Source organism: Streptomyces sp. SID3212 (assembly GCF_009865405.1).
Taxonomy (GTDB): domain Bacteria; phylum Actinomycetota; class Actinomycetes; order Streptomycetales; family Streptomycetaceae; genus Streptomyces.
In genome coordinates, this window is record NZ_WWJY01000826.1 from 1 (window position 1) to 18570 (window position 18570).

General features: G+C 71.0%; 17 protein-coding genes and 1 pseudogene. 1 reads left to right on the forward strand and 17 read right to left on the reverse strand.

Annotation, left to right across the window (positions count from 1 at the left end):
* The 14 genes and pseudogenes from GT042_RS24855 to pyrR form a co-directional block, all read right to left on the reverse strand.
* Positions 1–371: pseudogene (locus GT042_RS24855) on the reverse strand (primosome assembly protein PriA); the annotation flags it as partial.
* Between the two features lie 161 nt (positions 372–532).
* The gene (gene metK / locus GT042_RS24860) at positions 533–1756 is read right to left on the reverse strand and encodes a methionine adenosyltransferase (RefSeq protein WP_161310957.1); all 1224 of its coding nucleotides are present in this window, start codon (positions 1754–1756) and stop codon (positions 533–535) included.
* A gap of 289 nt (positions 1757–2045) precedes the next feature.
* Entirely contained in the window at positions 2046–3299 is a 1254-nt protein-coding gene (gene coaBC, locus GT042_RS24865) for a bifunctional phosphopantothenoylcysteine decarboxylase/phosphopantothenate--cysteine ligase CoaBC (protein WP_161310971.1), read from the reverse strand.
* Between the two features lie 84 nt (positions 3300–3383).
* Positions 3384–3656, reverse strand: a complete 273-nt coding sequence (rpoZ, locus tag GT042_RS24870; protein ID WP_023542989.1) for a DNA-directed RNA polymerase subunit omega — start codon at positions 3654–3656, stop codon at positions 3384–3386.
* A 90-nt stretch (positions 3657–3746) separates the two neighbouring features.
* Positions 3747–4310 (reverse strand): guanylate kinase, encoded by a 564-nt coding sequence (gene gmk, locus GT042_RS24875; RefSeq protein ID WP_161310958.1) that lies wholly within the window; start codon positions 4308–4310, stop codon positions 3747–3749.
* 38 nt (positions 4311–4348) lie between these two features.
* Positions 4349–4672 (reverse strand): integration host factor, encoded by a 324-nt coding sequence (locus GT042_RS24880; protein ID WP_161310959.1) that lies wholly within the window; start codon positions 4670–4672, stop codon positions 4349–4351.
* Positions 4673–5054: 382 nt separating this feature from the next.
* A complete protein-coding gene (gene pyrF / locus GT042_RS24885) occupies positions 5055–5945 on the reverse strand; it encodes an orotidine-5'-phosphate decarboxylase (RefSeq protein WP_161310960.1) in 891 nt (296 codons plus the stop codon).
* The gene (locus tag GT042_RS24890; protein WP_161310961.1) at positions 5942–7051 is read right to left on the reverse strand and encodes a quinone-dependent dihydroorotate dehydrogenase; all 1110 of its coding nucleotides are present in this window, start codon (positions 7049–7051) and stop codon (positions 5942–5944) included. The genes pyrF and GT042_RS24890 overlap by 4 nt, the downstream gene beginning before the upstream one ends.
* A gap of 84 nt (positions 7052–7135) precedes the next feature.
* The gene (carB, locus tag GT042_RS24895) at positions 7136–10450 is read right to left on the reverse strand and encodes a carbamoyl-phosphate synthase large subunit (protein ID WP_161310962.1); all 3315 of its coding nucleotides are present in this window, start codon (positions 10448–10450) and stop codon (positions 7136–7138) included.
* A complete protein-coding gene (locus GT042_RS24900) occupies positions 10443–11612 on the reverse strand; it encodes a carbamoyl phosphate synthase small subunit (RefSeq protein WP_161310963.1) in 1170 nt (389 codons plus the stop codon). The genes carB and GT042_RS24900 overlap by 8 nt, the downstream gene beginning before the upstream one ends.
* Positions 11609–12199, reverse strand: a complete 591-nt coding sequence (locus tag GT042_RS24905; RefSeq protein WP_345943905.1) for a hypothetical protein — start codon at positions 12197–12199, stop codon at positions 11609–11611. The genes GT042_RS24900 and GT042_RS24905 overlap by 4 nt, the downstream gene beginning before the upstream one ends.
* Before the next feature lie 5 nt (positions 12200–12204).
* On the reverse strand, positions 12205–13491 hold the full coding sequence (locus GT042_RS24910; protein WP_161310964.1) for a dihydroorotase: 1287 nt from the start codon (positions 13489–13491) through the stop codon (positions 12205–12207).
* Between the two features lie 2 nt (positions 13492–13493).
* Positions 13494–14504 (reverse strand): aspartate carbamoyltransferase catalytic subunit, encoded by a 1011-nt coding sequence (locus GT042_RS24915; protein WP_161310965.1) that lies wholly within the window; start codon positions 14502–14504, stop codon positions 13494–13496.
* A gap of 85 nt (positions 14505–14589) precedes the next feature.
* Entirely contained in the window at positions 14590–15198 is a 609-nt protein-coding gene (gene pyrR, locus GT042_RS24920; RefSeq protein ID WP_161310966.1) for a bifunctional pyr operon transcriptional regulator/uracil phosphoribosyltransferase PyrR, read from the reverse strand.
* A gap of 220 nt (positions 15199–15418) precedes the next feature.
* Here pyrR and bldD point away from each other — a divergent pair, with 220 nt between their 5' ends.
* Positions 15419–15919: a transcriptional regulator BldD gene (gene bldD, locus GT042_RS24925; protein WP_161310967.1), complete on the forward strand. Its 501-nt coding sequence runs from the start codon at positions 15419–15421 to the stop codon at positions 15917–15919.
* Between the two features lie 345 nt (positions 15920–16264).
* Here the strand turns inward: bldD and nusB are convergent, their stop codons facing one another.
* From nusB to GT042_RS24940, 3 genes are read right to left on the reverse strand one after another with little or no spacing between them, the layout of a single operon-like run.
* Positions 16265–16705 carry a transcription antitermination factor NusB gene (gene nusB, locus GT042_RS24930; RefSeq protein ID WP_161310968.1) on the reverse strand — a complete coding sequence of 147 codons (441 nt, stop codon included), beginning with the start codon at positions 16703–16705 and terminating at the stop codon, positions 16265–16267.
* A 2-nt stretch (positions 16706–16707) separates the two neighbouring features.
* Positions 16708–17274 carry an elongation factor P gene (efp, locus tag GT042_RS24935; protein ID WP_161310969.1) on the reverse strand — a complete coding sequence of 189 codons (567 nt, stop codon included), beginning with the start codon at positions 17272–17274 and terminating at the stop codon, positions 16708–16710.
* A gap of 53 nt (positions 17275–17327) precedes the next feature.
* Positions 17328–18434, reverse strand: coding sequence for an aminopeptidase P family protein (locus GT042_RS24940; protein ID WP_161310970.1), 1107 nt, complete (start codon positions 18432–18434; stop codon positions 17328–17330).
* Between the last annotated feature and the right edge of the window lie 136 nt (positions 18435–18570).

Below are 18570 nucleotides of genomic sequence, written 5' to 3' on the forward strand. Positions count from 1 at the left end.
AGCGGCCCGGCGTAGTCGGACTCGGCCCGGCGCTCCACGACGAACCCGTCGATCAGCCGCCCGCCCTCACGCCGCCCACCCCGAACCTGACGTGCCCCGGCCCCGAACCGCACCCGCACCCGCACCCCCGGCTGCGCGTCCCGGTCCAGCTCCTCGGGCACCGCGTAGTCGAAGAACTGGTCGAGGTGCAGCACCCCCTTGTTCACCACCACTCGCGCCACGGGCAACTCCCCCGCCAACGCGGCCCCCCGCCACGTCCGCGGCTTCGCCCGCGGCACCTTGGCCTTCCGCACGGTCTCCCGAATGAACGCGAGCTGCTCGGGCCCGCCCCCCTCCCCGGACCCCTCAGGCTGCTTGTCGTCGCTGCTCACAGCTTCATACCTACCAGACACCACCGACACCGGCGGACGTGCCGCCGGCCGGCGGACAGCGGCAGGTCCGCCGGGCCGACCGCGGCACGACCGGGCCCGGACGCGGCGGACCCCGGCCACCAACAGAGGTGGCCGGGGTCCGTCGTGCGGTGCTGGGGGTGCTACAGGCCCGCTGCCTCGCGGAGGGCGTCCACGCGGTCCGTGCGCTCCCAGGTGAACTCGGGGAGCTCGCGGCCGAAGTGGCCGTACGCCGCCGTCTGGGCGTAGATCGGGCGGAGCAGGTCCAGGTCGCGGATGATCGCGGCCGGGCGGAGGTCGAAGACGTGGGCGATGGCCTGCTCGATCTTCTCCGGGTCGACCGTGTGCGTGCCGAAGGTCTCCACGAAGAGGCCGACCGGCTCGGCCTTGCCGATCGCGTACGCGACCTGGACCTCGCAGCGGGAGGCCAGGCCGGCCGCGACGACGTTCTTCGCGACCCAGCGCATCGCGTACGCCGCCGAGCGGTCGACCTTCGACGGGTCCTTGCCCGAGAAGGCGCCGCCGCCGTGGCGGGCCATGCCGCCGTACGTGTCGATGATGATCTTGCGGCCGGTCAGGCCGGCGTCGCCCATCGGGCCGCCGATCTCGAAGCGGCCGGTCGGGTTGACCAGGAGGCGGTAGCCCTCGGTGTCGAGCTTGATGCCGTCCTCGACCAGCTGGTTCAGGACGTGCTCCACGACGAACTCGCGGACGTCGGGCGCCAGCAGCGAGTCCAGGTCGATGTCCGAGGCGTGCTGGGAGGAGACGACGACCGTGTCGAGACGGACGGCCTTGTCGCCGTCGTACTCGATGGTGACCTGCGTCTTGCCGTCCGGGCGCAGGTACGGGATCGTCCCGTTCTTGCGGACCTCGGACAGGCGCCGGGAGAGCCGGTGCGCCAGGTGGATCGGGAGGGGCATCAGCTCGGGCGTCTCGTCGCACGCGTAGCCGAACATCAGGCCCTGGTCGCCCGCGCCCTGCTTGTCGAGGTCGTCGCCCTCTTCACCCGCGGCGGATCCCTCGACACGCTTCTCGTACGCGGTGTCGACACCCTGCGCGATGTCGGGCGACTGGGCGCCGATGGACACCGACACGCCGCAGGAGGCGCCGTCGAAGCCCTTCTTCGAGGAGTCGTAACCGATGTCCAGGATCTTGTCGCGGACCAGCTGGGCGATCGGCGCGTACGCCTTCGTGGTCACCTCGCCGGCCACGTGGACCTGGCCCGTGGTGATCAAGGTCTCCACGGCGACCCGGGAGGCCGGGTCCTCCCGCAGGAGCGCGTCGAGAATGGTGTCGCTGATCTGGTCAGCGATCTTGTCGGGGTGACCTTCGGTCACTGACTCCGAGGTGAAGAGACGACGGGACACAACGCTCCCTGGGGTTGCAGCGGCTGCTGGCTCAAACATGGGTGGTTCCGGAACGGCGGGGGGCTGCGCCCCGCGACGCTCCTCGACCACTTTATCGGTCAGATGCGGACACCGGGCCACGTTTCTCGATCCATGAAGGTTTCATGGTGCGCATCGGCGTGGCGCCGGATCCGCCGATCGGGCCCCGTCCGGCGGCAATATGCCGCCTATGCTGCGGTTTCCCCGGGTTTTCGGCCACGGGAGGAGACGGATCCGGCGAAACGCCGTCCGACACTCCGCCACAGAGAATTCATGCGTTTCTGGATCGGGGGTCGAGTCCCGCCGGGCCGAGGCGCGGGACCACCAGGTCCCAGACGACGTCCGCGAGCGCTTCCTTGGGACCGTACGGCACCGGTGTCTCGCCCCCGTCGGCCGCGAGCACGACCGCCTCGTTCTCCTCCGCGCCGAAGGTCCTGCGCTCCCCCACCTCGTTGACGACCAGCAGGTCGCAGCCCTTGCGGAGCAGCTTGCGGCGGCCGTTGGCGAGGACGTCGTCCGTCTCCGCCGCGAAGCCGACCACCACCTGTTCCGGCCGGGCGCGCTCACCCGCGATCTCGGCGAGGATGTCCGGGTTGCGGACCAGCGCGACGGGAGCGGGCTCCTCGCCGTCCTTCTTCTTGATCTTCCCCGGCGCGTACGCGGCGGGCCGGAAGTCGGCGACGGCCGCCGCCATCACCACCGCGTCCGCGTCCGCCGCGGCCTTCAGCACGGCCTCGCGCAGCTGCACCGCCGTCCCCACATGGACGACGTCGACGCCCGCCGGGTCGGTGATCCCCGTGTTGGCCTCGATCAGCGTCACGCGCGCGCCGCGGGCCGCCGCCGTACGGGCCAGGGCGTATCCCTGCTTCCCCGACGAGCGGTTCCCCAGGTAGCGGACGGGGTCCAGCGGTTCGCGCGTCCCGCCGGCGCTGACCACGACGTGGCGCCCGGCCAGGTCGGGTGCGGTCACCCCACGGGCCAGCACCCGGCGGCAGACCTCGAAGATCTCGCCCGGGTCCGGCAGCCGCCCCTTGCCGGTGTCGGCGCCGGTGAGCCGGCCGACCGCCGGTTCGACGACGATCACGCCCCGCCGGCGGAGCGTCGCCACGTTCTCCTGGGTCGCGGGGTGTTCCCACATCTCGGTGTGCATCGCGGGGGCGAGGACGACGGGACAGCGGGCGGTGAGGAGCGTGTTGGTGAGCAGGTCGTCGGCGAGACCGTGCGCCGCCTTCGCGAGGAGGTCGGCGGTGGCCGGTGCCACCACCACCAGGTCGGCGCTCTGCCCGATGCGGACGTGCGGCACCTCGTGCACGTCGTTCCAGACCTCGGTGGAGACCGGGTGGCCGGAGAGCGCGGACCAGGTGGCCGCCCCCACGAAGTGCAGCGCGGCGTCGGTCGGCACGACCCGTACGTCATGACCCGACTCGGTCAGCCGCCGCAGCAGCTCGCACGCCTTGTACGCGGCGATCCCGCCCGCGACTCCCAGAACAACCTTCGGCCTGCCGTCCACCGTGTCTCCTCCCAGGGAATGACACACCGCAGGCCCGGCAGTCGCGCTGCCGGGCCTGGGTGAAAGTGCGTGTACGTGACTGAGCGAGCGTGTACGTGCCTACTGGGCCGGGCCGTCGATGGCCTCGGAGGTCAGCAGACCGGCGTTGATCTCGCGCAGGGCGATCGAGAGCGGCTTCTCGTGGACGTGGGTGTCCACCAGCGGGCCGACGTACTCCAGCAGGCCCTCGCCGAGCTGCGAGTAGTACGCGTTGATCTGGCGCGCGCGCTTGGCCGCGTAGATCACGAGGCTGTACTTCGAGTCCGTGGCCTCAAGCAACTCGTCGATCGGCGGGTTGATGATGCCCTCGGGCGTGGAAATGGAAGAGGACACTCTCTGGCCTTCCGAAGAAAATTCAGGGAAACGCTAAGGGACACGTGAAGATTCAAGAGGCGTTGGCATCAAAGACGCCAACAGTAAAGATCATGCAACTGCCATCAAGGCTAGCAGCTCGCGCGCGACGTCCTCGACGGACGTGTTGACGAGGGTCGTGTCGAACTCCGACTCGGCGGCCAGCTCGATCCTGGCGGCCGCGAGCCGTCGCTCGATGACAGGCGCGGACTCGGTGCCCCGGCCGGTGAGCCGGCGCACCAGCTCGTCCCAGCTCGGCGGAGCCAGGAAGACCAGCTGGGAGTCGGGCATCGACTCCTTGACCTGCCGTGCGCCCTGGAGGTCGATCTCCAGCAGTACGGGATCGCCCGACTCCAGGCGGTCCAGGACCGCCCGGCGCGGGGTGCCGTAGCGGTTGCCCGCGAACTCGGCCCATTCCAGCAGCTCGCCGTTGGCGACCAGCTTGTCGAACTCCTCGTCCGAGACGAAGAAGTACTGGACGCCGTGGCGCTCACCGGGGCGCGGCTTTCTTGTGGTGGCCGACACCGAGAGCCATACCTCGGGGTGGACCTTGCGCATATGCGCGACGACCGTGCTCTTGCCTACCCCGGAGGGGCCGGAGAGCACGGTCAGCCGCGGTCGTACCTCTGCTGCCATGCAGCGATTATCCAGGTTCCCGGGAGTGCCCGGGAACGTCAGGAAGCCGCGCCGCCGAACTCGCGTTCCAGGGACGCGATCTGGTTGGAGCCAAGACCGCGCACGCGGCGGCTCTCGGAGATCCCGAGCCGCTCCATGATCTGCTTGGCGCGGACCTTGCCCACGCCGGGCAGGGACTCAAGGAGGGCGGAGACCTTCATCTTCCCGATGACGTCGTTCTCCTGGCCCTGCTTGATGACGTCATGGAGAGAAGCACCGGAGTGCTTGAGTCGATTCTTGACCTCGGCCCGCTCCCGGCGAGCCGCGGCGGCCTTTTCGAGCGCGGCTGCGCGCTGTTCAGGGGTAAGGGGCGGAAGAGCCACGCCTACGTCACCTCGGATGTCGAACTGTCGGATACGGACCGGCGCGGGACCTGATCGCCCCGCACCAGGGCGAGCAACGGGCAACGCACTGCACGTTGGCTCTCGACGGAGACTAGCGGCCAAGGCCGCCGGAGTCAGCGAGAACAGACGAAAAGTCCTGGTCAGCATTGATCGGGGGCGACATTCCGGTCATTTTGCCCCACATTTTGGTCAAGAGGGCTCCTGTCGCGTCGCCGCCGGGTCCCCGCCAGGTCCCCGCGCGGTCTCCGGAAGGTCTCCGGAAGGTCTCCGGAAGGTCTCCGCGACGTCCCCGCGAAGCCGTCGTCCGGTCGCGTCCGGGGGCTTCCGGGCGCTTCCGCTCGCGTCCGGTCGCGTCCGGTCGTCAGGAAGGAGTGTCCCGGGCCGCCGCGACGGCCGTCCTGACCTCCGCCGTGAAGCGCTCCGCCGCCTCGCGCAGGGCCGCGACGCCGGGGCCGTACCGCAGGACGCCCCGGCTGACGCTCGGGACGACGTTCCCGATCGCCGCGCCGAAGACGCCGGGGAGATCCGCCGGGGTCGCGCCCTGCGCCCCGATGCCGGGGGCGAGCAGCGGTCCGTTGACGGCGAGGTCGACCCCCGCGTCACCGAGCGTGGCGCCGACGACCGCGCCCACCGAGCCGAGGACGGGGGCGCCCCGGTTCTCGGCGGCGATGTGGTCGAGCACGACCTGTGCCAGCGGCCTGCCGTCGGCGGCGGTGGCCCGCTGGACCTCCGCGCCCTCCGGGTTGGAGGTGAGCGCCAGGACGAAGACACCGGCCCCGGAGACGGCGGCCGCGTCGAGGGCGGGGCGCAGCGAGCCGAAGCCGAGGTACGGCGAGAGCGTCACCGCGTCCGAGAACAGCGGCGAGTCCTTGTCCAGGTAGGTCCGCGCGTACGCCTCCATCGTCGAGCCGATGTCCCCGCGCTTGGCGTCCATCAGGACCAGGGCGCCGGCCGCCCGCGCCTCCTCGACCGCTTTTTCCAGTACGGCGATGCCCCGGGAGCCGAAGCGCTCGAAGAACGCGGACTGCGGCTTGAGGACGGCGACCCGGTCGGCCAGCGCCTCCACGGTCGTCCGGGTGAAGCGCTCCAGTCCCGCGAGGTCGTCGCCCAGGCCCCAGGCCGTGAGCAGCGATCCGTGCGGGTCGATGCCGACGCAGAGCGGCCCGCGGGTGTCCATGGCCCGGCGCAGCCTGACACCGAACGGCTCGCCCGGCGGGTTCTCCCGCGGTACGGGCTCCTGTCGCGCGGTCATGCGGTCACCTTCCGGGTCTCGGCGCCGACGGCGTCGGCGAGGGTGGCGTACGGACTCGTGCGCAGCCGCGCCGCGAGCCCCTTGTGGACCGCGCGGCTCCAGAACGGCCCCCGGTAGACGAACGCGCTGTAGCCCTGGACGAGCGTCGCGCCCGCCAGGATCCGCTGCCAGACGTCCTCGGCGTCCTCGACGCCCCCGACGCCGACCAGGGTGATCCTGTCCCCCACCCGGGCGTACAACCGGCTCAGGACGGCCAGGGAGCGGTCCTTGAGGGGCGCGCCGGACAGCCCGCCGGTCTCCGCGACCAGGCCGGCGGGCGAGCGGAGTCCCAGCCCGTCCCTGGCGATGGTGGTGTTCGTCGCGATGATGCCGTCCAGGCCCAGCTCGACGGCGAGGTCGGCGACGGCGTCGACGTCCTCGTCCGCGAGGTCGGGGGCGATCTTGACGAGGAGCGGGACGCGGCGGTCGGTGACCGTACGGTCGGCCGCCTCGCGTACGGCGGCGAGCAGCGGCCGGAGCTGGTCGACGGCCTGGAGGCTGCGCAGTCCCGGGGTGTTGGGCGAGCTGACGTTGACCACCAGGTAGTCGGCGTGGGCGGCCAGCCGCTCCGTCGACAGGACGTAGTCCGCGGTCGCCTCACCCTCGGGGACGACCTTGGTCTTGCCGATGTTGACGCCGACGGTGGTACGGAAGACCTCGCGCCGGGCGGCGAGGCGGGCGGCCACGGCCTCGGAGCCCTCGTTGTTGAAGCCCATCCGGTTGATCAGCGCGCGGTCGGCGACGAGCCGGAAGAGCCGCTGCTTCGGGTTGCCCGGCTGCGGCTGCCCGGTGACGGTCCCGATCTCGATGTGGTCGAAGCCGAGCATCGCCAGCCCGTCCACGGCGACGGCGTTCTTGTCGAAGCCCGCGGCCAGCCCGAAGGGGCCGTGCATCCGCAGGCCGAGGGCCTCGGTGCGCAGCTCCGGGTGGCGGGGGGCGAGGAGGGCCGCGGCGAAGGTGCGCAGGACGGGGACGCGGGCGGCGAGGCGGATCCACCGGAAGGCCAGGTGATGGGCGCGTTCGGCGTCCATCCGCCGGAAGACCAGCTGGAAGAAGAGTGCGTACATGGGTGGGTGCTTTCCTCAAGAAGTCATGCGGGAGGTCATGCGCGAGGGGGGACACCGGTTCCGGTGTCCCCCCTCGTGTGCGGGCTACTGGTCCTCGCGGGCCGCGATCAGGTGTCGCGCGTGTTCCTGGAGGGACCGGACGCCGATGTCGCCGTGGGTGAGCGCGTCGATGCCCTGGACGGCGGCGGCCAGCGCCTGGACCGTCGTCAGGCACGGGACTCCGCGCGCCACGGCGGCCGTACGGATGTCGTAGCCGTCGAGCCGCCCGCCGGTGCCGTACGGGGTGTTGACGATGAGGTCGACCTCGCCCGCGTGGATGAGCTGGACGATGGTCTGCTCGCCGTTGGGGCCCTCGCCCTCGAACTGCTTGCGTACGACCCTGGCCTTGATGCCGTTGCGCTTGAGGACCTCGGCCGTGCCGGAGGTGGCGAGCAGCTCGAAGCCGTGGGCCACCAGCTCACGCGCCGGGAAGATCATCGAGCGCTTGTCGCGGTTGGCGACGGAGATGAAGGCGCGGCCCTTGGTCGGCAGCGGCCCGTACGCGCCCGCCTGGGACTTCGCGTAGGCCGTGCCGAAGGCGGAGTCGATGCCCATGACCTCGCCGGTGGAGCGCATCTCCGGGCCGAGGACGGTGTCGACACCGCGTCCGTGGACGTCGCGGAAACGCGACCACGGCATCACGGCCTCCTTGACGGAGATCGGCCCGTCCAGCGGCAGCGTGCCGCCGTCACCGTGTGCCGGGAGCAGGCCCTCGGCGCGCAGTCCGGCGATGGTGGCGCCGAGCGAGATGCGGGCCGCCGCCTTGGCCAGCGGTACGGCGGTCGCCTTGGAGGTGAAGGGGACCGTACGGGAGGCGCGCGGGTTGGCCTCCAGGACGTACAGGATGTCCCCCGCCAGGGCGAACTGGATGTTGATCAGACCGCGTACCCCGACGCCCTTGGCGATGGCCTCCGTGGACGTGCGCAGCCGCTTGATGTCGTACCCGCCGAGCGTGATGGGCGGCAGGGCGCACGCGGAGTCGCCGGAGTGGATCCCGGCCTCCTCGATGTGCTCCATGACGCCGCCCAGGTACAGCTCGGTGCCGTCGTAGAGGGCGTCCACGTCGATCTCGATGGCGTCGTCGAGGAAGCGGTCGACGAGGACCGGGCGGGTGGGGCTGATCTCCGTGGACTCGGCGATGTACGAGGACAGGCGCGTCTCGTCGTACACGATCTCCATGCCGCGCCCGCCGAGCACGTACGACGGGCGGACGAGCACCGGGTAGCCGATCTCGTCGGCGATGGCCTTGGCCCCGGCGAAGGTGGTGGCGGTGCCGTGCTTGGGCGCGGGCAGGCCGGCCTCGGCGAGGACCCGGCCGAACGCGCCGCGGTCCTCGGCGGCGTGGATGGCCTCGGGGGGCGTGCCGACGACCGGGACGCCGTTGTCCTTGAGTGCCTGGGCGAGGCCCAGCGGGGTCTGGCCGCCGAGCTGGACGATGACGCCCGCGATCGGCCCGGCGAGCGACTCGACGTGCACGATCTCCAGCACGTCCTCCAGGGTGAGCGGCTCGAAGTAGAGCCGGTCGGAGGTGTCGTAGTCGGTGGAGACGGTCTCGGGGTTGCAGTTGACCATCACGGTCTCGTACCCGGCGTCACTGAGCGCGAAGGAGGCGTGCACGCACGAGTAGTCGAACTCGATGCCCTGGCCGATCCGGTTGGGCCCCGAGCCGAGGATGATCACGGCGGGCTTCTCGCGGGGCGCGACCTCGCTCTCCTCGTCGTACGAGGAGTAGAAGTACGGGGTCTTCGCGGCGAACTCGGCCGCGCAGGTGTCGACCGTCTTGTAGACCGGGCGGACTCCCAGCGAGTGCCTGACCTCCCGGACGACGTCCTCGCGCAGCCCCCGGATCTCGCCGATCTGGGCGTCGGAGAAGCCGTGCCGCTTGACCTCGGCGAGCAGCTCGGGGAAGAGCCGGTCGGCGGCGGTCAGTTCGTCCGCGTACTCCTTGATCAGGAACAGCTGGTCCACGAACCACGGGTCGATCTTCGTCGCGTCGAAGACCTCCTCCGGGGTGGCCCCGGCCCTGATGGCCTGCATGACGGTGTTGATCCGGCCGTCGGTGGGGACCTTGGCGCTCTCCAGCAGCGCGTCCTTGTCGCCGGGCCGGCCGGTGAAGCTGAACTGGCTGCCGGCCTTCTCCAGGGAGCGCAGGGCCTTCTGGAGCGCCTCGGTGAAGTTACGGCCGATGGCCATCGCCTCGCCCACGGACTTCATGGTGGTGGTGAGCGTGGCGTCGGCGAGCGGGAACTTCTCGAAGGCGAAGCGCGGGACCTTCACGACGACGTAGTCGAGGGTGGGCTCGAAGGACGCCGGGGTCTTCTCGGTGATGTCGTTCGGGATCTCGTCCAGCGTGTAGCCGACGGCGAGCCGGGCGGCGATCTTGGCGATCGGGAAGCCGGTGGCCTTGGAGGCGAGCGCGGAGGACCGGGACACCCGGGGGTTCATCTCGATGACGATGATGCGGCCGTCGTCGGGGTTGACGGCGAACTGGATGTTGCAGCCGCCGGTGTCCACCCCGACCTCGCGGATGATCGCGATGCCGACGTCCCGGAGGGTCTGGTACTCACGGTCGGTCAGCGTCATCGCGGGCGCGACGGTGATCGAGTCGCCGGTGTGCACGCCCATCGGGTCGAAGTTCTCGATGGAACAGACGACGACGACGTTGTCCTTCTTGTCGCGCATCAGCTCCAGTTCGTACTCCTTCCAGCCGAGGATGGACTCCTCCAGGAGCACCTCGGTGGTCGGCGAGAGCATCAGTCCCTGGCCGGCGATACGGCGCAGCTCCTCCTCGTCGTGGGCGAAGCCGGAGCCGGCGCCGCCCATGGTGAAGGAGGGGCGGACGACGACGGGGTAGCCGCCGAGCGTCTCCACGCCCGCGAGGACGTCGTCCATCGTGTGGCAGATCACCGACCGGGCGGACTCGCCGTGGCCGATCTTGGCGCGGACGGCCTCGACCACGCCCTTGAACAGCTCGCGGTCCTCACCCTTGTTGATCGCCTCGACGTTGGCGCCGATCAGCTCGACGCCGTACTTCTCCAGGACACCCTGTTCGTGCATGGAGATGGCGGTGTTGAGCGCCGTCTGGCCGCCGAGGGTGGGCAGCAGCGCGTCGGGGCGCTCCTTGGCGATGATCTTCTCGACGAACTCCGGGGTGATCGGCTCGACGTACGTGGCGTCGGCGATCTCCGGGTCCGTCATGATCGTGGCGGGGTTGGAGTTGACCAGGATGACGCGCAGGCCCTCGGACTTGAGGACCCGGCAGGCCTGGGTGCCGGAGTAGTCGAACTCAGCGGCCTGGCCGATGACGATCGGTCCCGATCCGATGACCAGGACGGACTGGATATCGGTGCGCTTAGGCACGCTGGTCCTCCATCAGGGATGTGAAGCGGTCGAAGAGGTACGCGGCGTCGTGCGGGCCCGCGGCCGCCTCCGGGTGGTACTGGACGCTGAACACCGGCCGGTCGAGCAGCCGCAGCCCCTCCACCACGTTGTCGTTGAGGCAGACGTGGCTGACCTCGGCGCGGCCGTAGGGGGTCTCGGAGACCCGGTCGAGCGGGGCGTCGACGGCGAAGCCGTGGTTGTGCGCGGTGACCTCGACCTTCCCGGTCGTCCGGTCCTGCACGGGCTGGTTGATGCCGCGGTGGCCGTACTTGAGCTTGTACGTGCCGAAGCCCAGGGCGCGGCCGAGCAGTTGGTTGCCGAAGCAGATGCCGAAGAGCGGGGTGCCGCGCTCCAGGACGCCCTTGACGACGGTGAGGTCGGCGGTGGCGGGGTCGCCGGGGCCGTTGGAGAGGAAGACCCCGTCGGGGGCGGTGGCGTAGACGTCGTCCAGGGTGGCGGTGGCGGGCAGGACGTGGACCTCTATGCCGCGTTCGGCCAGCCGGTGTGGGGTCATGCCCTTGATGCCGAGGTCGAGGGCGGCGACGGTGAACCGCTTGGTGCCGATCGCGGGCACGACGTACGGCTCCGTGGTGGTGACCTCCGAGGACAGCTCGGCGCCGCTCATCTCGGGGGCCCGCAGGACGCGGGCGAGCAGCGCCGCCCCGTCCGCGACGCCCTTGCCCGTGGCGCTGTTGAGCGCGTCCCCGGAGAAGATGCCGACGCGCATCGCGCCGCGCTCGCGCAGGTGGCGGGTGAGGGCGCGGGTGTCGATCCCGCTGATGCCGACGACACCCTGCGCGGACAGTTCGTCGTCCAGCGAGCGGCGTGAGCGCCAGTTGGACGGGACGCGCGCGGGGTCTCGTACGACATAGCCGGACACCCAGATACGGCGGGACTCCTGGTCCTCGTCGTTGATCCCGGTGTTGCCGACGTGCGGGGCCGTCATCACGACGACCTGGCGGTGGTACGAGGGGTCGGTGAGGGTCTCCTGGTAGCCGGTCATGCCGGTGGAGAACACCGCCTCGCCGAACGTCTCCCCCACGGCCCCGTAGGCACGGCCGCGGAAACTGCGGCCGTCCTCCAGGACGAGCACGGCGGGAGACGCCTTGTCACGGGCGGATCCCCGGGGGGAGGTGGTCATGATGCGCCTTCCGTCGTGATCGGGTGGTTCATGAAGTTCATGACGACGTTGTTGATCGCGGCGACCCATTCCGCCTGCTCGGCCGACCGGTCGGACCGGAAGCCGGAGTCGATCAGCCGGTCGCCGTGCTGCCAGGTGACGATCAGCAGGCCGCCCTCGGCGAGGACCTTGCCCGCGATGCCCTTGTCGAGCCGCGCCTCGCGCAGTTGGCCGGCCGGGACGAAGAAGTCGGTGGCGCCGGGGCGTACCACGTCCAGTCCCGCGTCGGTCAGGGTCAGTTCGACGCGGCTGCGGGTGCCGAGCCCGTGGGCCACGATCCGGTCGAGCCACTGCCCGGCGGTGGTGGAGCCGTGGTAGCGGCCGGTCAGGGTCAGCCGGGCCTCGCCCGGGGTCTCCGGGGCCGTGGGCAGGTCCGGTACGTCGGACTGGAGGCTGCCGCGCCATTTCCAGCCCTGCCGCATCAGCCAGTAGATGAGCACGACGAAGAGCAGCAGGCCGACCACCCAGCCGATCCTGGCGGCCCAGTCGGTCACCTCCGCCGACTTCTGCTCGGCGGCCAGGGGGATGAAGAGGTTCGCAGTTGTCACGCTTGTCACGCCAGATTCCCGTCGACGACCGTGGCGCGGCCCCGCAGGAAGGTGTGGGTCACGCGTCCCGGCAGTTCGCGCCCCTCGTAGGGGGTGTTGCGGCTGCGGGAGGCGAAACCCGCGGGGTCCACGACACCACGGTAAGCCGGATCGACCAGGGTGAGGTTGGCGGGCTCGCCTGCCGAGACGGGCCGCCCGTGTCCCTCCAGGCGGCCGATCCTGGCCGGGCGGAACGACATGCGGTCCGCGACCCCCGCCCAGTCGAGCAGCCCGGTGTCGACCATCGTCTGCTGGACGACGGAGAGCGCGGTCTCCAGGCCGACCATGCCCATGGCCGCCGCGGCCCACTCGCAGTCCTTGTCCTCGTGCGGGTGCGGGGCGTGGTCGGTGGCGACGCAGTCGATCGTGCCGTCGGCGAGCGCCTCGCGCAGGGCCAGCACGTCGGCCTCCGTACGAAGGGGCGGGTTCACCTTGTAGACCGGGTTGTACGACCGTACGAGCTCGTCCGTGAGGAGCAGGTGGTGCGGGGTGACCTCGGCGGTGACGTTCCACCCCTTGGACTTGGCCCAGCGGACCAGCTCGACGGAACCGGCCGTGGAGAGGTGGCAGATGTGCACCCGCGAGCCGACGTGCGCGGCGAGCAGGACGTCGCGGGCGATGATCGACTCCTCGGCGACGGCGGGCCAGCCGCCGAGGCCCAGTTCGGCGGAGACGACGCCCTCGTTCATCTGGGCGCCCTCGGTGAGGCGGGGCTCCTGGGCGTGCTGGGCGACGACGCCGTCGAAGGCCTTCACGTACTCCAGCGCCCGGCGCATGATCACGGCGTCGTCCACGCACTTGCCGTCGTCGGAGAAGACCCGGACGCCGGCCGCCGAGTCGTGCATGGCGCCCAGCTCGGCGAGCTGCTTGCCCGCCAGGCCGACGGTGACCGCGCCGATGGGCTGCACGTCGCAGTAGCCGGACTCGCGGCCCAGCCGCCAGACCTGCTCGACCACTCCGGCGGTGTCGGCGACGGGGAAGGTGTTGGCCATGGCGTGGACGGCCGTGAAGCCGCCGATCGCCGCCGCCTTCGTGCCGGTGAGGACCGTCTCGGAGTCCTCGCGGCCCGGCTCGCGCAGGTGGGTGTGGAGGTCGACCAGACCGGGCAGCAGGACCAGCCCGTCCGCCTCGATCACGGTCGCGTCACCGGCGTCGAGGCCGGCGCCGACCTCCGCGATCGTCTCGCCGTCGATCAGGACGTCCCGCGCCGCGCCACCGAGCACCCGTGCGCCCCGGACAAGGATCTTGGTCATGGTTACTTGTTCTCCTCGGTACGGGCGTGGCTGACGGCGGGCTCGTTGCCGCCCAGCAGCAGGTAGAGCACGGCCATGCGGATGGACACGCCGTTGGCGACCTGCTCGACGGCGGTGCAGCGGTCGGAGTCGGCGACCTCGGCGGTGATCTCCATGCCGCGGTTCATCGGGCCGGGGTGCATCACGACGGAGTGCCCGGGCATCCGGGCCATCCGGTCGCCGTTCAGGCCGTAGCGGCGGGAGTACTCCCGCTCGGTGGGGAAGAAGGCGGCGTTCATCCGCTCGCGCTGCACGCGCAGCATCATGACGGCGTCGGAGGCGGGCAGCACCTGGTCCAGGTCGTAGCTGACCTCGCAGGGCCACTGCTCGACGCCGATGGGCACGAGCGTGGGCGGCGCGACCACGGTGACCTGGGCGCCCAGGGTGTGCAGCAGCAGGATGTTGGAGCGGGCGACCCGGCTGTGCAGGACGTCGCCGACGATCGTGACGCGGCGCCCTTCCAGGTCGCGGCCGATGCCCTGGTCGGCGCCGACGAGGCGGCGGCGCAGGGTGAACGCGTCGAGGAGGGCCTGGGTGGGGTGTTCGTGGGTGCCGTCGCCCGCGTTGACGACGACCCCTTCGATCCAGCCCGAGGTGGCGAGCCGGTAGGGGGCGCCGGAGGCGCCGTGCCGGATGACGACGGCGTCCGCGCCCATCGCCTCCAGGGTCAGCGCGGTGTCCTTGAGCGACTCGCCCTTGGAGACGGACGAGCCCTTCGCGGAGAAGTTGATGACGTCCGCCGAGAGGCGCTTGGCGGCGGCCTCGAACGAGATTCGGGTCCGGGTCGAGTCCTCGAAGAAGAGGTTGACGACGGTACGGCCGCGGAGGGTGGGCAGTTTTTTGATGGGCCGGTCGGCGACCCTGGCCATCTCCTCGGCGGTGTCGAGGATGTGGACGGCTTCGTCGCGGGTGAGATCGCCGGCGGAGATGAGGTGGCCGGGCGTGCGGGGGCTTGTCCCTGGGAGACGCAGCATCGGGTGTCTGCTCCGGAGGTGGTGGCGGTGTGCGGGCGCGCGAGCGCTGCCGTACGGGTGGGTCGGAGGCGTACGGGAGCTGCGGCTAGCGCTCGCCGGACGTGGCGGGTCCGCGCAGGCCGAGCAGGACCGTGTCGCGTCCGTCCTCCTCGGCGAGCTGGACCTTGACCGTCTCCCGCAGCGACGTGGGGAGGTTCTTGCCGACGTAGTCGGCGCGGATCGGCAGTTCGCGGTGGCCGCGGTCGACGAGGACCGCGAGCTGGACGGCCCTGGGGCGGCCGATGTCGCCGAGCGCGTCGAGCGCCGCGCGGATCGTACGGCCGGAGAAGAGCACGTCGTCCACGAGGACCACGAGGCGTCCGTCGACCCCGTCGGCGGGGATGTCGGTGCGGCCCAGCGCGCGGGCGGGCCGCATGCGCAGGTCGTCGCGGTACATCGTGATGTCCAGGGAGCCGACCGGGATCGTGCGGCCGGTGATCTCCGCGAGGCGGTCCGCCAGCCGTCGGGCGAGGTAGACGCCGCGGGTGGGGATGCCGAGCAGCACCACGTCGTCGGCGCCCCTGGCGCGTTCGACGATCTCGTGGGCGATGCGGGTGAGGACCCGGGCGATGTCGGGGGCCTCCAGCACGGGGCGGGCGGCCTCGGAGCTGTGGGCAGGGCTGTCGGAGCTGTGGGCAGGGCTGTGCGAGTCCATTGGAAACGGACCTCCTTCTCCGCCTCACGGGACGGATCTTAAAGGACGTCGAAATTGCGCCACCCACGTTAGCAGGGCACGGTGGAGTGCCTGGTGGCGCCCCTGCGGGGGACGAGCCGCGAGGCTGTGCGGAAGGGCGGTACGGACCATTCGGCTTGACGCATCCAAGTAACGCTGCGTAACCTCACAGTGAGTTACCAGACTTCGTCCGGGGAGCTATATGTCCAGCGAATACGCAAAGCAGCTCGGGGCCAAACTCCGCGCCATCCGCACCCAGCAGGGCCTCTCGCTCCATGGCGTGGAGGAGAAGTCCCAGGGCCGCTGGAAGGCCGTCGTGGTCGGTTCGTACGAGCGCGGCGACCGTGCCGTCACGGTGCAGCGCCTCGCCGAGCTGGCGGATTTCTACGGGGTCCCGGTGCAGGAGCTCCTGCCCGGTACGACGCCCGGCGGCGCCGCCGAGCCGCCGCCGAAGCTGGTCCTCCAGCTGGAGCGCCTGGCCCATGTCCCGCAGGAGAAGGCGGGCCCTCTCCAGCGTTACGCGGCGACGATCCAGAGCCAGCGCGGGGATTACAACGGCAAGGTGCTGTCGATCCGCCAGGACGACCTCCGCACCCTCGCGGTCATCTACGACCAGTCGCCTTCGGTCCTGACCGAGCAGCTGATCAGCTGGGGAGTCCTGGACGCGGACGCCCGCCGTGCCGTCGCGCACGACGAGGGCTGATCTCCCGCCTCTCACGCAAAACAGCAGAAACGTCACCTCGGGAGGACGGACCCGCACGCCGGGACCGTCCTTCCGGTGCGTCCGGGCCTGGGACCTGATCCGTGCGAGACGGCGTGGATCCGCCCCACGGCACCGCCACCGGCCTGCGGGCAGGTGGCCGGGCATCTGGGCGCGGGGGTGCCCCAGGGGGGCGCACGCGGGCTCCAAGGGGCTCGGAGCCGACTTCTCCGCGCGCCCCCGCTCCACTCCTCGACCGGAAGCACATGGGCCCCCGCAGACGGACGTCGCCGGGCAGACTGTCGATCAGCCTGCCCGGCGACGGGAAGCACAGGAGCACGGCGGGCCCTACGGCGTGTCCGCGGGTCGGCGCAGGCTCGGCTTCAGCTCCTTGAAACGGCCCAGGAGGCCGTTCACGAAGGACGGGGAGTCGTCGGTCGAGAACTCCTTGGCGAGCTGGACCGCCTCGTCGATCACCACGGCGTCCGGGGTGTCGTCCACCCAGACCAGCTCGTACGCGGCGAGCCGCACGATGTTCCGGTCGACGACCGGCATGCGGTCGAGCGTCCAGCCGACCGCGTAGGTGGAGATGAGGTCGTCGATCCGGTCCGCGTACACCGCGTACCCCTCGACCAGCTCCATGGTGTACTCACCGACCGGCGGCTGGCGCTCGTCGGTCCTGGCGTGCCGTATCCAGTCCGCGAGGACCGTCTGCACGGGCGCACCGCGCTGGTCGGCCTCGAAGAGGATCTGGAAGGCCCGCTTACGGGCCTTGTTCCGGGCAGCCACGGTTAGCTGTTCACCCGGCCGAGGTAGTCGCCGGTGCGGGTGTCGACCTTGATCTTCTCACCGGTGGTGATGAAGAGCGGGACGCCGATCTCGTAACCGGTCTCCAGCGTCGCCGGCTTCGTGCCGCCGGTGGAGCGGTCGCCCTGGAGGCCCGGGTCGGTGTGCTGGATGACCAGCTCGACCGCGGCGGGCAGCTCCACGTAGAGCACCTCGCCCTCGTGCTGGGCGACGCTGGCCGTGAAGCCCTCGATCAGGTAGTTCGCGGCGTTGCCGACGGACTTGCGGTCGACCATGAGCTGGTCGTACGTGTCCATGTCCATGAAGACGTAGTACTCGCCGTCCATGTACGAGAACTGCATGTCGCGGCGGTCAACGGTGGCCGTCTCGACCTTCACGCCGGCGTTGAAGGTCTTGTCGACCACCTTGCCGGAGAGCACGTTCTTCAGCTTGGTGCGCACGAAGGCCGGGCCCTTGCCGGGCTTGACGTGCTGGAACTCGACGACGGACCAGAGCTGGCCCCCGTCGAGCTTGAGGACCAGGCCGTTCTTGAGGTCGTTCGTGGAAGCCACGGTTGCGGAATCTCCTGGACTGAAAGCTGGCGGACGACCAGGGGTGCGCCGCGCTAGAGCGCGAGCAGCTCCTTGGTCGTAATGGTGAGTAGCTCGGGTCCGCCGTCCGCCTCGGGGCGGACGACGAGCGTGTCATCGATCCGGACACCGCCCCGGCCCGGAAGGTGGACCCCCGGTCCGACGGTGACCGGCACACAAGCGTCCAGTTTACCCATGGCGGCGGGGGCGATCTGCGGGTCCTCGTCGATTTCGAGCCCGACGCCGTGCCCCGTACGAGGAGCGAGCCCCTCCGAGTGGCCCGCGGCCTCCAGCGGCTGCCGGGCCGCGCGGTCCACGTCGCGGTAGCCCTTGCCGGGCACAAGTACCTCCCGACCTGCCCGTTGTGCGCCGAAGACCAGCTCGTACAACTCGATCTGCCAGTCGGCGGGAGACGTCCCGATGACAAACGTACGACCGATCAGACAGCGGTAGCCGCGGTAGTCGGCGCCGAGGGTGACGGACAGGAAATCACCCTCCTCGACCCTCCGGTCCGTCGGCCGGTGCCGCGGCCGGCCCGAGTGGGGGCCGGTGGCGATCGCGGTGGGGAAGGCGGGACCGTCGGCGCCGTGGTCGACCAGCCGGCGCTCCAGCTCCAGGGCGAGGTGGCGTTCGGTACGGCCGACGAGGATCGACTCCAGCAGTTCGCCCAGCGCGTGGTCGGCGATCTCGGCGGCGATCCGCAGGCAGGCGATCTCCTCCTCGTCCTTGACGATCCGCTGGTGCTCGACGGCGGCGCCCAGGTCGGTGAGGCGCAGTCCGGGCGCCACGGAGCCGATCGCCCGGTGCCGGGCGACGGTGAGGTGGTGCTCCTCGACGGCCAGCGAGTCCACGGCGGACCGGGCGAGCACCCCGGCGGCGGCAACCGCGGGGTCGCCGTCGGCGGTGGGCAGGACGGTGAGCCGCAGCTCCTCGTCGACGTGGCCCTCGGTGGACTCGGGGACGGGGGTACGGGGGCACAGGAGCAGGTCCTCGTCGGGGCCGACGAGCAGCACGGCGCCGGGTGGGGCGCCGCCGGCGAGATAGCGGACGTTGGCGGGCCGCGAGACCAGAGCCGCGGTGTCGCCTGCGGCGGAGCAGCGGTCGCGGAGCCGGGTGCGGCGGGCCGCGTGCACCTGTGACATGGTCCGAGCGTAGGAGGGGAGCGGTGTTCCTGCCGGTTCTGGGCGGCCGACTGGGGGCCGGGGGGCTTGGTTTGTGGCCTCGGCCCGTTGCGTTTGGTTGCGCTTACTGATTGTCCTCAATCGCCGGACGGGCTTG

Excerpts from the sequence above, each read along its gene's own strand:
- GT042_RS24910 (WP_161310964.1), bottom strand. The coding sequence starts at position 13,491 with ATGACCAAGATCCTTGTCCGGGGCGCACGGGTGCTCGGTGGCGCGGCG.
- GT042_RS24890 (WP_161310961.1), bottom strand. The coding sequence starts at position 7,051 with ATGTACGCACTCTTCTTCCAGCTGGTCTTCCGGCGGATGGACGCCGAA.
- GT042_RS24900 (WP_161310963.1), bottom strand. The coding sequence starts at position 11,612 with ATGACCACCTCCCCCCGGGGATCCGCCCGTGACAAGGCGTCTCCCGCC.
- bldD (WP_161310967.1), top strand. The coding sequence starts at position 15,419 with ATGTCCAGCGAATACGCAAAGCAGCTCGGGGCCAAACTCCGCGCCATC.
- GT042_RS24915 (WP_161310965.1), bottom strand. The coding sequence starts at position 14,504 with ATGCTGCGTCTCCCAGGGACAAGCCCCCGCACGCCCGGCCACCTCATC.
- pyrF (WP_161310960.1), bottom strand. The coding sequence starts at position 5,945 with ATGACCGCGCGACAGGAGCCCGTACCGCGGGAGAACCCGCCGGGCGAG.
- GT042_RS24940 (WP_161310970.1), bottom strand. The coding sequence starts at position 18,434 with ATGTCACAGGTGCACGCGGCCCGCCGCACCCGGCTCCGCGACCGCTGC.
- gmk (WP_161310958.1), bottom strand. The coding sequence starts at position 4,310 with ATGGCAGCAGAGGTACGACCGCGGCTGACCGTGCTCTCCGGCCCCTCC.
- pyrR (WP_161310966.1), bottom strand. The coding sequence starts at position 15,198 with ATGGACTCGCACAGCCCTGCCCACAGCTCCGACAGCCCTGCCCACAGC.